Annotated in this window: 11 protein-coding genes and 4 tRNA genes; 8 read left to right on the top strand and 7 right to left on the bottom strand. The window is 70.3% G+C overall.

The window, feature by feature from the left end:
- Positions 1-61: 61 nt before the first annotated feature.
- The 4 genes from purM to IF61_RS0115930 all read right to left on the bottom strand — a co-directional run bounded on the left by purM (position 62) and on the right by IF61_RS0115930 (position 4,425).
- Entirely contained in the window at positions 62-1,129 is a 1,068-nt protein-coding gene (purM, locus tag IF61_RS0115945) for a phosphoribosylformylglycinamidine cyclo-ligase (protein ID WP_030367052.1), read from the bottom strand.
- Between the two features lie 41 nt (positions 1,130-1,170).
- Positions 1,171-2,688, bottom strand: a complete 1,518-nt coding sequence (purF, locus tag IF61_RS0115940) for an amidophosphoribosyltransferase (protein ID WP_030367051.1) — start codon at positions 2,686-2,688, stop codon at positions 1,171-1,173.
- A 260-nt stretch (positions 2,689-2,948) separates the two neighbouring features.
- Positions 2,949-3,728 carry a maleylpyruvate isomerase family mycothiol-dependent enzyme gene (locus tag IF61_RS0115935; protein WP_030367050.1) on the bottom strand — a complete coding sequence of 260 codons (780 nt, stop codon included), beginning with the start codon at positions 3,726-3,728 and terminating at the stop codon, positions 2,949-2,951.
- 10 nt (positions 3,729-3,738) lie between these two features.
- Positions 3,739-4,425, bottom strand: coding sequence for a TetR/AcrR family transcriptional regulator (locus tag IF61_RS0115930; RefSeq protein ID WP_030367049.1), 687 nt, complete (start codon positions 4,423-4,425; stop codon positions 3,739-3,741).
- Positions 4,426-4,677: 252 nt separating this feature from the next.
- Here IF61_RS0115930 and IF61_RS0115925 point away from each other — a divergent pair, with 252 nt between their 5' ends.
- Complete coding sequence (locus tag IF61_RS0115925; protein WP_030367048.1) at positions 4,678-6,135, top strand: MFS transporter; 1,458 nt, start codon at positions 4,678-4,680, stop codon at positions 6,133-6,135.
- Positions 6,136-6,221: 86 nt separating this feature from the next.
- On the opposite strand, the gene purL is transcribed toward IF61_RS0115925, so the two are convergent.
- The 3 genes from purL to purS are packed head-to-tail and all read right to left on the bottom strand — an operon-like array spanning position 6,222 to position 9,390.
- Positions 6,222-8,471, bottom strand: a complete 2,250-nt coding sequence (purL, locus tag IF61_RS32370) for a phosphoribosylformylglycinamidine synthase subunit PurL (RefSeq protein ID WP_043189234.1) — start codon at positions 8,469-8,471, stop codon at positions 6,222-6,224.
- Positions 8,468-9,148 (bottom strand): phosphoribosylformylglycinamidine synthase subunit PurQ, encoded by a 681-nt coding sequence (gene purQ / locus IF61_RS0115915; RefSeq protein WP_030367047.1) that lies wholly within the window; start codon positions 9,146-9,148, stop codon positions 8,468-8,470. The genes purL and purQ overlap by 4 nt, the downstream gene beginning before the upstream one ends.
- The gene (purS, locus tag IF61_RS0115910) at positions 9,145-9,390 is read right to left on the bottom strand and encodes a phosphoribosylformylglycinamidine synthase subunit PurS (RefSeq protein ID WP_030367046.1); all 246 of its coding nucleotides are present in this window, start codon (positions 9,388-9,390) and stop codon (positions 9,145-9,147) included. The genes purQ and purS overlap by 4 nt, the downstream gene beginning before the upstream one ends.
- Before the next feature lie 315 nt (positions 9,391-9,705).
- On the opposite strand from purS, the gene IF61_RS0115905 reads away from it, so the two are divergent.
- The 7 genes from IF61_RS0115905 to IF61_RS0115875 all read left to right on the top strand — a co-directional run bounded on the left by IF61_RS0115905 (position 9,706) and on the right by IF61_RS0115875 (position 12,489).
- The gene (locus tag IF61_RS0115905) at positions 9,706-10,023 is read left to right on the top strand and encodes a histone-like nucleoid-structuring protein Lsr2 (RefSeq protein WP_030367045.1); all 318 of its coding nucleotides are present in this window, start codon (positions 9,706-9,708) and stop codon (positions 10,021-10,023) included.
- Positions 10,024-10,189: 166 nt separating this feature from the next.
- A tRNA-Gly gene (locus IF61_RS0115900) sits at positions 10,190-10,261 on the top strand.
- Positions 10,262-10,306: 45 nt separating this feature from the next.
- Positions 10,307-10,378 (top strand) — tRNA-Gly (locus tag IF61_RS0115895).
- 46 nt (positions 10,379-10,424) lie between these two features.
- A tRNA-Gly gene (locus tag IF61_RS0115890) sits at positions 10,425-10,496 on the top strand.
- Between the two features lie 78 nt (positions 10,497-10,574).
- Positions 10,575-10,650, top strand: a tRNA-Gly gene (locus tag IF61_RS0115885).
- A 52-nt stretch (positions 10,651-10,702) separates the two neighbouring features.
- Positions 10,703-11,713, top strand: a complete 1,011-nt coding sequence (locus IF61_RS0115880; RefSeq protein ID WP_030367044.1) for an ABC transporter ATP-binding protein — start codon at positions 10,703-10,705, stop codon at positions 11,711-11,713.
- Positions 11,713-12,489 (top strand): ABC transporter permease, encoded by a 777-nt coding sequence (locus tag IF61_RS0115875; protein WP_030367043.1) that lies wholly within the window; start codon positions 11,713-11,715, stop codon positions 12,487-12,489. Before IF61_RS0115880 ends, IF61_RS0115875 begins: the two co-directional genes overlap by 1 nt.
- Positions 12,490-12,554: the final 65 nt, after the last annotated feature.

Raw genomic sequence — 12,554 nt, 5'->3', positions numbered from 1 at the left:
CCTTCCGGTCCGGGCGGCGGCCCCCGTGCAGCGTCGGCTCACGTCGGCTTCCGGCGGGCTCTCAGCCGGCGTAGCCGCCGGTCAGAGCCACGGCCTCGGTGTGGTCACCGCGGTCGGTGATGCCACCGGCGACCCAGGCGTCCACTCCGCGGTCGGCGAGGGCCGTGAGGGCCACGTCCACGGACTCCTGCGGGACGACCGCGACCATGCCGACGCCCATGTTCAGCGTCTTCTCCAGCTCCAGCCGCTCGACGCCGCCGAGCCGGCCCACGGTGTCGAAGACCGCGCCGGGCGTCCACGTCGACCTGTCGACCGTAGCCCGGAGGTGGTCCGGGATGACCCGGGCCAGGTTGTTGGCCAGGCCGCCGCCCGTGATGTGCGAGAAGGCGTGCACCTCGGCCGTACGGGTGAGGGCCAGGCAGTCCAGCGAGTAGATCCGGGTGGGCTCCAGGAGCTCCTCGCCGAGGGTGCGGCCGAACTCCGGCACCTCCCGGTCCAGCTCCCAGCCGGCCCGGTCGAAGAGCACATGGCGGACCAGCGAGTACCCGTTCGAGTGAAGTCCGGACGAGGCCATCGCGATGACGACGTCACCCGTACGGATGCGATCGGCGCCCAGCACGCGGTCGGCCTCGACCACGCCGGTGCCCGCACCGGCCACGTCGAACTCGTCCGCGCCGAGCAGGCCCGGGTGCTCGGCGGTCTCGCCGCCGACCAGCGCGCAGCCCGCGAGCACACAGCCCTCGGCGATGCCCTTGACGATCGCGGCGACCCGCTCGGGGTGGACCTTGCCGACGCAGATGTAGTCGGTCATGAACAGCGGCTCGGCGCCGCAGACGACCAGGTCGTCCACGACCATGCCGACCAGGTCGTGGCCGATGGTGTCGTAGACGCCCATGCGGCGGGCGATGTCGACCTTCGTGCCGACGCCGTCCGTGGCGGAGGCCAGGAGGGGGCGCTCGTACCGCTTGAGCGCACTGGCGTCGAAGAGCCCGGCGAAACCGCCGAGGCCGCCGACGACCTCCGGACGGGTGGCCTTCTTCACCCACTTCTTCATCAGCTCGACGGCGTGATCGCCCGCTTCGATGTCGACGCCCGCGGCTGCGTAGCTGGCACCGGTGGTCTCAGACATGAGTTTGAGAACTTTCGTGTCGTTCGGTACTGCGGAGGCGTTTACGGACGACGGAGCGCGTCGGCGGCGTCCGTGCCACCGGCCAGCTCGGTCTCCAGGAGCTGCTTGCCGAGCAGCTCGGGGTCGGGGAGCGCCATGGGGTACTCGCCGTCGAAGCAGGCGCGGCACAGGTTCGGCTTGGCGATGGTGGTCGCCTCGATCATGCCGTCGAGGGAGATGTACGCGAGCGAGTCCGCGCCCAGCGAGCGGCCGATCTCCTCGACGCTCATGCCATTGGCGATGAGCTCGGCCCGGGTGGCGAAATCGATGCCGAAGAAACACGGCCATTTCACCGGCGGGGAGGAAATCCGCACGTGCACCTCGGCGGCGCCGGCCTCGCGGAGCATCCGGACGAGCGCGCGCTGGGTGTTGCCGCGGACGATGGAATCGTCGACGACGACCAGGCGCTTGCCCTTGATGACTTCCTTGAGCGGATTCAGCTTGAGCCGGATGCCGAGCTGGCGGATGGTCTGGCTCGGCTGGATGAAGGTCCGGCCGACATAGGAATTCTTGACCAGGCCGGTACCGTACGGAATGCCGCTGGCCTCCGCATAACCGACCGCAGCCGGAGTGCCGGATTCCGGGGTCGGTATCACCAGATCGGCGTCGACCGGTGCCTCGGCGGCGAGCCGGCGGCCCATTTCCACCCGGGAAAGGTAGACGTTCCGGCCCGCGATATCGGTGTCCGGGCGGGCCAGGTACACGTACTCGAAGACGCAGCCCTTGGGGCGGGCCTCGGCGAAGCGGCTGGTGCGCACGCCGTGCTCGTCGATGGCGATGAGCTCACCCGGCTCGATCTCGCGGACGAACGTGGCACCGCAGATGTCCAGGGCGGCCGTCTCGGAGGCCACCACCCAGCCGCGCTCCAGGCGGCCGAGGACCAGCGGGCGGATGCCCTGCGGGTCACGGGCGGCGTAGAGCGTGTGCTCGTTCATGAAGACGAGACAGAAGGCGCCCATGACGTCGGGAAGGACCTTGGCGGCCGCCTCCTCGATGGTCAGCGGCTTGCCGTCGGCGTCGGTCTGGCCCGCGAGGAGGGCCGTGACCAGGTCGGTGTCGTTGGTCGCCGCGACCTGGGTGGCCCGGCCGTTCTCCTTGGGGAGGGCGGCGACCATCTCGGCCAGCTCGGCCGTGTTGACCAGGTTGCCGTTGTGACCCAGCGCGATCGAGCCGTGCGCGGTCGCCCGGAAGGTCGGCTGGGCGTTCTCCCACACCGAGGCTCCGGTGGTGGAGTAGCGGGCGTGACCGACCGCAATGTGGCCCTGGAGAGAGCCGAGGGAGGTTTCGTCGAAGACCTGGGAAACCAGTCCCATGTCCTTGAAGACGAGGATCTGGGAGCCGTTGCTCACTGCGATGCCCGCGGACTCCTGTCCACGGTGCTGCAGCGCATACAGCCCGAAATAGGTGAGTTTGGCGACCTCTTCACCCGGAGCCCAGACACCGAAGACGCCGCAAGCGTCCTGGGGGCCCTTCTCACCGGGGAGCAGGTCGTGGCTGAGTCGTCCGTCACCACGAGGCACACCTTGAGTCTATGGCAGGGAGGAGGTTCATCCGAACCGGGGACGACCGGTGATGCCTCACACCACGCACAGCCACTCGGCGCGCACGGTGAATCACCTTTGGGAGATGGCGAATCGCCTTTCGGAGATCTTTTGTTCATTCCCACAAAGAGGGCTGACCGGATGCGGTCCGGACGGACCGCCGAAGGGAGCTGACCGGGCGCGATCGGAACGCTGTCAGAAGCCGATCAAAAGCCGGTCAGAGGCCGGTCAGAACGGAGTCAGACGGACAGCGGGAGGTGCGCGGAGAGGTCCGCGCGCTCGCCGCTCGCGCTGACCGCGGCGGCGTCCAGGGCGGCGGCCCAGCCCGTGCGGCCGGTGGCCAGGCGGAGCCAGGTGAGCGGGTCGGTCTCGACCACGTTGGGCGGCGTGCCGCGGGTGTGCCGGGGGCCGGCCACGCACTGGACCACCGCGAACGGCGGAATGCGGACCTCCACGGAACCGCCCGGGGCCTTGGCGGCCAGCGCGTCGGCGAGCAGACGAGTGGCGTGGGCCAAGGCCTGCCGGTCGTAACGGATCTCGGTGCCGAGCGCCGCCGCGAGGTCGTCGGTGCCGACGGCCAGCTCCACGCAGCGCGTGACCAGGAAGTCGTCCAGGCGCATGGCGCCCGAGGGCGTGGCGAGCAGGCGGTCGGGCGGGGTGGCGGCCGCGAGGGTGGCGAAGCGGTCCGCCGCGGCGTCCAGGAGGGCTACGGGGGCGGCGTCCGCGTCGCTGCCGGCGATCTCGGTGGGCGCGGCCGTGACCGGCCACTCCACGGCGGTGATCTCCCGCGCGGGCGGGGCCGGTTCCCCGATCAGGCGGGCCACGAGGTCAACACCCAGGGCGATGTGCGCGAGCAGATCGCGGACGGTCCGGTCCCCGCACCGCGTGGGCAGCGCGAGCCGCGCCTCATCCAGGCTCGCGGCGGCGTCCCGTACGTGGGCGAGCTGCGCGGCGACGGCGGCGCGCAGCTTGGCGGGGTCGTAGCTGCGGGGACGGGGCTTGCGCTGGGCGGGAGGCATGGCTCCGACCCTATTCGGCGCCGGCCTCTGCGGCCTGGGCCGTATCCGTGCCGGCCGGGAGCGTGCCGAAGTCCCCGAGCCCGTGCTCGACCAGGGCGAAGGCCCGCTCGGCGAGGGCGACGGCGCCGGGAAGGACCTCCTCCGCCGACTCGCCCGCGAACAAACGCCGGTGGTTGTGCTCGTGCACGACGTAGCGGACGCTCATCAGCTGCGCCGCCACCACGGGGGCGAGCTCGGCGTCGGGCCCTTCCGCGGACGCGGCCAGTTCCTCGGCCAGGAGCATCTGGGCGCGGCGGACGTATTCATGGGCGCGGACGAGAAGGGCCGGGGTCTCCTGGATCATCCGGCGCATCTGGAGCACGTACGGGTCGTCGCTCATGCCGACGGACGCGTCGTGGGCGTTGAGCGCGGCCATGAAGTCCCTGCGGAAGGCGGCGACAGCGGACTCGCCGGGGCTCCTGTCCCGCACGGCGCGGGCGGCGTCGCCGATGTGCTCCTTCATGGGGCCGAGGACCAGGTCCTCCTTGGAGGACATGTAGTTGAAGACGGTCATCTTCGAGACCTCGGCGGCCAGGGCGACCTCGGCGACCGACACCTGGTCGTAGCCGCGCTCCAGGAACAGCTTCGTGGCGGCCCTCCAGAGGGCGCGCCGGGTCTGGATCTTCTTGCGCTCGCGCAGGCTCAGCTCTTCGGCCATGGCACGACTGTACCAGGATGAAGTTTTGACCGGGGCGACAAACTTACCCGATAGAAGAATTGACTCGGTACACGTTCTCGGGGCATGGTGAGGACGCGCCGCTTCCGTCGGCGTTCACAAACCGACTCCGGAGGGGGAAGAAGGGTGCATTCATCCACAGCGGCGAGGCAGTTGGCTCCTGATCGCGGGGCTGCGGGAGGGACTGCCCACGCACCCGCTCCGGCGCCGGCCGGCCAGCCGGCCGGGCCCCGCATGACCGCCGGGCAGCGCAAGATCGCCTTCGTGGTCTGCCTGACCACGATGCTCCTGGCCGTCCTCGACCAGAACATCGTCTCGGCCGTCACCGTCCCGATCGTCCGGGACCTCGACCCCGCGCACGGCCTCGACCGCGTGCCGTGGCTGATCAGCGCCTTCGCCCTCGCGTCGACCGCGGCCCTGCCGCTCTACGGCAAGCTGTGCGACACGCTCGGTGCCCGCAAGGTGTTCCTGAGCGCCGTCGCGGCCTTCCTCGTGGGATCGGCGCTGTGCGGGGCCGCGCAGTCCATGGAGCAGCTCATCGCGTTCCGTGCGGTCCAGGGCATCGGCGGCGGCGGGCTGATGAGCGTCACCATGGTCGTGATCGCCCAGCTCAAGGCGGCGGCGCCCGCGGACGGGAGCGACGGCGGCGGCAAGGGCGGCGCCGGCATCGGCGGCCTCGTGGCGGGCGCGGGCATGGCGCTCGGGCCCGTGCTGGGCGGCGTCCTCGCCGATCACGCCGACTGGCGCTGGGTCTTCTACGTGAACCTGCCCGTCGGCCTCGCCGTGCTCGCCGCAGCGGCCGCCGTCCTCAAACTCCCCCGGCACCACGGCACACGCCACCGGATCGACTTCCTCGGGGCCGGCCTCGCAGCGGCCTTCTCCACATCCGTGCTGCTCGTCACCGAATGGGGCGGCAAGGAGTATGCGTGGGACTCCCCCGTCGTCCTCGGGCTGATCGCGGCGAGCGCACTGCTGCTCGGCCTGTTCCTGTGGCGGCAGGCGACGGCGGCCGAGCCCGTCCTGCCCCTGTCGCTGTTCAAGATCCCCGTGCTGCGCATCTCGTTCGCGCTTCAGGCGCTGATCGGGACGGCTCTGATGGGCTCGATGATCTACGTGATCATCTATCTGCAGCTCGTGCGCGGCATCGCCGCCACGAACGCCAGCCTGTTCCTGCTCCCGATGGCCGCGGGGATCTCCGTCATCGGCGTCGTCACCGCCCGGCTGACGGCGCGCGGCTGGCCGCAGAAGACCTTCGTCGTCACCGGCACGGCCGTCAGCGCAGCGGCCATGGGGATCCTCGCGACCCTCGAGGCGGACACGGGCCTGTGGGTCGTCGGCACGGCGCTGCTGCTGCTCGGCCTGGGGTTCGGCCAGCTGCTGGGCCAGCTGATCCAGCTCACACAGGAGTCGGCGCCGCCCCGCCAACTGGGCGTGGCCACCACGGGGATCCGCTTCTTCCAGTCCCTTGGCGGCGCGCTGGGCGCCTCCCTCTTCGGCACGGTGCTGGCCCGGGTGTACGAGGCGAAGGGCCCCGGCGGATCGACGAGCCGCATAGCCGCGCTCAGCGGGGAGGCGCACACTCAGGCGATACGGGCGTTCGTCTCCTCCGTCGACACGGTGTTCGCGTGCGCTGCCGGAGCGATGCTGCTGGCGCTGCTGCTGGCGATACGCCTGCGGGTGCCCCGCCCCTGACCGGGGTGTTGCGGGGAGGCGCTGTCCCGGTGGCGGGGCGGGCTCGGGAAGGAGCCCGCCCCGCCACCGTGGACGTCAGGCGGAACCTACGCGATCAGCGCCGGAATCGTGGCCTCGTGGGCCTCGCGCAGCTCGGCCAGCGGGATGCTGAACTGCCCCTGGATGTCGATCGCTTCGCCGTCGACGACACCGATCCGGGCCGCGGGCAGGCCCCGCGCGCCGCACATGTCGGTGAACCGCAGCTCCTCGCTCCGCGGGACCGCGACGACCGCACGGCCGGCGGACTCGGAGAAGAGGAGGACGAAGGGGTCGATGCCGTCGGGCACGACGACCCGAGCACCCTTGCCGCCGCGCAGGCACGACTCCGCGAGGGCCTGGATCAGACCGCCGTCCGAGAGGTCGTGCGCGGCGTCGACCATGCCGTCGCGCGAGGCGGAGATCAGGATCTCGCCCAGCAGCTTCTCGCGGTCCAGGTCCACGGCCGGCGGCAGACCGCCGAGGTGGTCGTGGACGACCTGGGACCAGGCCGAGCCGCCCAGCTCCTCCTTGGTGTCACCCAGCAGGTAGAGCAGGTGGCCCTCGTCGGAGAAGGCGATCGGCGTACGGCGGTTCACGTCGTCGATGACGCCGAGCACCGCGACCACGGGGGTCGGGTGGATGGCGGTCTCGCCGGTCTGGTTGTAGAGCGAGACGTTGCCGCCGGTGACCGGGGTGCCCAGGGTCAGGCAGCCGTCGGCCAGGCCGCGCGTGGCCTCCGCGAACTGCCACATGACCGCGGGGTCCTCGGGGGAGCCGAAGTTCAGGCAGTTCGAGATGGCCAGCGGGCGGGCACCCGAGGCGGCCACGTTGCGGTAGGACTCGGCGAGCGCGAGCTGCGCACCCGCGTACGGGTCGAGCTTGGCGTAGCGCCCGTTGCCGTCCGTGGCGACGGCGACACCGAGGTTGGTGTCCTCGTCGATGCGGACCATGCCGGAGTCCTCCGGCTGCGCGAGGACGGTGTTGCCCTGCACGAACCGGTCGTACTGATCGGTAATCCAGGACTTGGACGCCTGGTTCGGCGAGGAGATCACCTTCAAGACCTGCTCGCGCAGCTCCTCGGCGGTCGCCGGCCGGGCCAGCTTGTTCGCGTCGTCGGCCTGGAGGGCGTCCTGCCAGTCCGGGCGGGCGTACGGGCGCTCGTAGACCGGACCCTCGTGGGCGACGGTGCGCGGCGGCACGTCCACGATCTGCTCGCCGTGCCAGAAGATCTCCAGCCGCTCGCCGTCGGTCACCTCACCGATGACGGTGGCGATGACGTCCCACTTCTCGCAGATCTCCAGGAAGCGGTCGACCTTGCCGGGCTCGACGATCGCGCACATGCGTTCCTGCGACTCGCTCATGAGGATCTCCTCGGGCGAGAGCGTCGCGTCGCGCAGGTGCACACGGTCCAGCTCGACGCGCATGCCGCCGGAGCCGGCGCTGGCCAGCTCGCTGGTGGCGCAGGACAGACCGGCGCCGCCGAGGTCCTGGATGCCGTCGACCAGGTCCTCGCGGAAGATCTCCAGGGTGCACTCGATGAGGAGCTTCTCCTGGAAGGGGTCGCCGACCTGGACGGCGGGGCGCTTCGTCGGCTTCGAGTCGTCGAAGGTCTCGGACGCGAGGACCGAGACGCCGCCGATGCCGTCGCCGCCGGTGCGGGCGCCGTAGAGGATGACCTTGTTGCCGGCGCCCGAGGCCTTGGCGAGGTGGATGTCCTCGTGCTTCATCACGCCCACGCAGAGGGCGTTGACCAGCGGATTGCCCTGGTAGCAGGCGTCAAAGACGACCTCGCCGCCGATGTTGGGCAGGCCCAGGCAGTTGCCGTAGCCGCCGATGCCCGCGACGACGCCCGGCAGGACGCGCTTGGTGTCGGGGTGGTCGGCGGCACCGAAGCGCAGCGGGTCCATGACGGCGACCGGGCGGGCGCCCATCGCGAGGATGTCGCGGACGATGCCGCCGACGCCGGTGGCCGCGCCCTGGTAGGGCTCGATGTACGAGGGGTGGTTGTGCGACTCGACCTTGAAGGTGACCGCGTAGCCCTGGCCGACGTCGACGACGCCGGCGTTCTCGCCGATGCCGACGAGGAGGGCGTCGTTCTCGGGGGCCTTCTCGCCGAACTGGCGGAGGTGGACCTTGCTGCTCTTGTACGAGCAGTGCTCGGACCACATGACGGAGTACATCGCGAGCTCGGCGCCGGTGGGACGGCGGCCGAGGATGGAGCGGATGCGCTCGTACTCGTCCTGCTTCAGGCCCAGTTCGGCCCAGGGCTGCTCGGTGTCCGGGGTCTCGCCTGCGTGCTTGACGGTGTCCAGAGTCATGCGTTGACCAGCTTCTTCAGGATCGAGGTGAAGAATCCGAGCCCGTCCGTGCGGCCCGTGCCGACGCCCGGCTCGACGGCGTGCTCGGGGTGCGGCATCAGGCCGACGACGTTGCCGGCGGCGTTGGTGATGCCCGCGATGTCGCGGAGCGAGCCGTTGGGGTTGCCGTCCAGGTAGCGGAAGGCGACGCGGCCCTCGGCCTCGAGCTCGTCGAGGGTGCGCTCGTCGGCCACGTAACGGCCGTCGATGTTCTTCAGCGGGACGGAGATCTCCTGGCCCGCCTCGTAGTCGGACGTCCAGGCGGTGTCCGCGTTCTCGACGCGGAGCTTCTGGTCGCGGCAGATGAAGTGCAGGTGGTTGTTGCGCAGCATCGCGCCGGGCAGCAGGTGGGTCTCGGTGAGCACCTGGAAGCCGTTGCAGATGCCGAGGACGGGCATGCCGCCCCGGGCCTGCTCGATGACGGTCTCCATGACCGGCGAGAAGCGGGAGATGGCGCCCGCCCGCAGATAGTCGCCGTAGGAGAAACCGCCGGGCAGGACCACGGCGTCCACCTGCTTGAGGTCCTTGTCGCGGTGCCAGAGCGGCACGGGCTCGAGCCCGGCGATCCGGACGGCGCGCTGGGTGTCGCGGTCGTCCAGGGTGCCGGGGAAGGTGACGACTCCTACGCGTGCGGTCACGAGTCGACCCGCACGGTGAAGTTCTCGATCACGGTGTTGGCGAGAAACGTTTCCGCCATCTCGTGGATTCGGGCGAGGGCGGCGTCATCGACCGGTCCCTCCACCTCGAGTTCAAAGCGCTTGCCCTGACGGACGTCGGCGATCCCCTCGAAACCCAGGCGAGGCAGCGCGCGCTGCACCGCCTGGCCCTGCGGGTCGAGGATCTCCGGCTTGAGCATGACGTCGACTACGACGCGTGCCACTGGCACTCCCGGTGTGTGGTGCGTGAGCTGAAGCGGTACGGCCAGAGTACAGTCCCCAAAAATCTACGCGCATAGATATGCTGAGCCTCCTGTCACGTTTACGCATCGACGCCCAGGACGCCCTGGAAAAATCCCGGGAAAAACGTACGGTCCTGATTGCGAAGAGGCGCCCGGACGGAATTAACTGGGCTTCACTTTGCAATGCGTCTCGTTGTACAAATGAATAACCATTGACCAGGAACGGATCCGGAACATCCGGAACCAGTGCATCTGCGCAGTTCATCGCGGAGGTGCCCGCCGAAAGGACCGATATTCGTGGCACAGCGCGTAGTGGTCACACTCTCCGACGACATCGACGGCGGGGAAGCCGCGGAGACGGTTACCTTCGGCCTCGACGGCAAGTCGTACGAGATCGACCTGAACACTGCCAATGCGAAGAAACTGCGGGCGGTCCTCACGCCTTACCTGGAGGCGGGTCGCAAGCAGTCCCGCTCCGGCAAGGTCTACCGCCGCACCTCCGTCGCCCCCGACCCCGCGGCGGTCCGCGCCTGGGCCCGCTCGCACGGCATGGACGTGCCGCCGCGCGGCCGCATCCCCAAGCGCGTGTACGAGGCCTTCAACTCCGCCGACTGAGCCGCGCCCCGAGCCGCCGAGCCGCCCGGCGGACCCCGCCGGGTCGGCGCCGGGCCCTCCCCGGGGCCGCCCGCCGGGCCGATTTGCCAAGCACCCCGGATGATCAGCTAGAGTCTGGATCACGCCGAGGGGCGAGGCCGGGAAACCGGGCAAAACCCCAGGCCGCGCGGGTGTAGCTCAGTAGTAGAGCGCCCCCTTTCCAAGGGGGAGGCGCAGTGTGCGATTCCTGTCACCCGCTCTGAACGTCCTCCGGTCACATCTGTGACCGGCCGGGACGGATCATGCGGGTGTAGCTCAGTAGTAGAGCGCCCTCTTTCCAAGAGGGAGGCGCAGTGTGCGATTCCTGTCACCCGCTCTGATCGTTTGCCGGTCCACTCCTGTGGGCCGGACCGGCGATCCATGCGGGTGTAGCTCAGTAGTAGAGCGCCCCCTTTCCAAGGGGGAGGCGCAGTGTGCGATTCCTGTCACCCGCTCTCATCACCATTACCGTCCACGGAAGTGGATCAGGTAGAGTGATGCACGCGCCGCCCGGTGAAGCCGGTCGGATGCATGCGGACGTAGCTCAGTTGGTAGAGCACCACCTTGCCAAGGTGGATGTCGCGAGTTCGAGTCTCGTCGTCCGCTCCAGTACGAAGGCCCCGGTCATACCCCCGCCCGGATCCGGCGGGAGGCTTGGGACATGGACATCGGGGACAGTGTGATCGACGTCTCGGGGCTGCGCCGTCGCTACGGCCCGGCCGGGGACGAAGGCTTCGAAGCAGTGCGGGACATCTCCTTCACCGTGGCGCGCGGCGAGTTGTTCGCCCTGCTCGGCACGAACGGCGCGGGCAAGACCTCCACGGTCGAGCTGCTGGAGGGGCTCGCGAAGCCGACCGCGGGCGAGGTGCGGGTGCTCGGGCACGATCCGTATGCGGAGCGGAGCGCCGTGCGGCCCCGGATCGGGGTGATGCTCCAGGAAGGCGGCTTCCCCGCGGACCTCACCGTCGCGGAAACGGTCCGTATGTGGGCCGGCTGCACCACCGGGGCCCGGCCCGTGGCGGAGGCCCTGGAGCTGGTCGACATGCTCCGCCGCAAGGACGTCCGCATCAAGCAGCTCTCCGGCGGCGAGCGCCGCCGCCTCGATCTCGCACTGGCCCTCCTCGGCCGCCCCGAGGTGCTCTTCCTCGACGAGCCGACGACCGGCCTCGACCCCGAGGCCCGGCGCAACACCTGGGAGCTGGTGCGCCGGCTGCGTGCCGAGGGCACCACGGTGCTGCTCACCACGCACTATCTGGAAGAGGCGGAAGCCCTCGCCGATCAGCTGGCGATCATGCGCGAGGGGCGGATCGTCACGTCCGGCACGCCGGAGGAAGTGATCGGCAGCTATCCCGCGCGGATCCGCTTCGCGATGCCCATGGGCTGGTTCGTGGGCGATCTCCCGCCGCTCGCCGAGCTGGGCGTCGTGCGGCACGAGGAGGACCGCGGGCGCATAGAGCTGCAGACCCGCGAGCTGCAGCGGACGCTGACCGGACTGCTGCTCTGGGCCCGGGACAAGGATGTCGAGCTGGAGGGCCTCGACGCCCGGACCGCCTCGCTGGAGGAGGCGTTCCTGGCCATAGCGGGCGCGGGCCCGGCCGGCGAGCCCGCGGAGGCGGGGGCGGGTCTCGGTGCTGGCCTTGGTGTGGATTCTGTCGCGGGAAGGAACGCGTGATGGCGAAGGCCGTGTCGATATCGGTGCCGCGGATGACGGCGCTGGGCCGGGCGGAGTTCATCCTGCTCGGGCGGAACAAGATGGGGCTCTATGTGGCCCTGCTGATGCCGGTGATGATGGTGTGGGCCATGCGGCGCGCCATCGGTGAGGTCGACCTCGGCGAGGCCGGGATGTCGGTCAACGAGGTCGCCCTGACCGGTGCCTTCGGCTACATCCTGCTCTTCGCCGTCTACCAGCACCTGGTCAGTGCCTATGTGGCGCGCCGTGAGGAGCTGGTCCTCAAGCGGCTGCGGACCGGCGAGACCCATGATGCCGAGATCCTGACCGGCACGGCGCTGCCGGCCGTGGCCGTGGCGGTGGCGCAGTGCGTCCTGCTGGTCGTGGCGGGCGTGCTCTGGCTGGACCTGCGGGCCGTCTCCCGGCCGGATCTGATGGCGGCCGGGATCGTGCTCGGGGTGGCGATGTCCATAGCCCTGGCCGCGGTGACCGCGAGCTGGGCGAAGACGGTGCAGGGCTCCCAGCTGGTGACCACGCCGCTGGTGCTGATATCCGTGGCGGGCTCGGGGCTCATGGTGCCGCTGGAGGCCATGCCGGACACCATGGCGGACATCTGCTCGGTGCTGCCGCTGACTCCGGTGATCCAGCTGGTGCGCGGCGGCTGGCTGGGCGGGATGAGCGCACACGAAGCCGGGGGCGCGATCCTCACGGGCATTGCCTGGACAATAGTGGCCGCATACGGCGCCAAGCGGTGGTTCCGGTGGGAGCCCCGGCGGTGACCGCGGGACAACGGCCGTAGGGCCGCGGCCGTAAAGCAGTGACGAGGACGTGCAAGGGGGCGGGG

Origin of the sequence: Streptomyces roseoverticillatus, from assembly GCF_000719265.1 — a bacterium.
GTDB lineage: Bacteria > Actinomycetota > Actinomycetes > Streptomycetales > Streptomycetaceae > Streptomyces > Streptomyces roseoverticillatus.
Note: the sequence above shows the minus strand (reverse complement) of the source record. Positions and strands in the feature narration are given on the sequence as shown.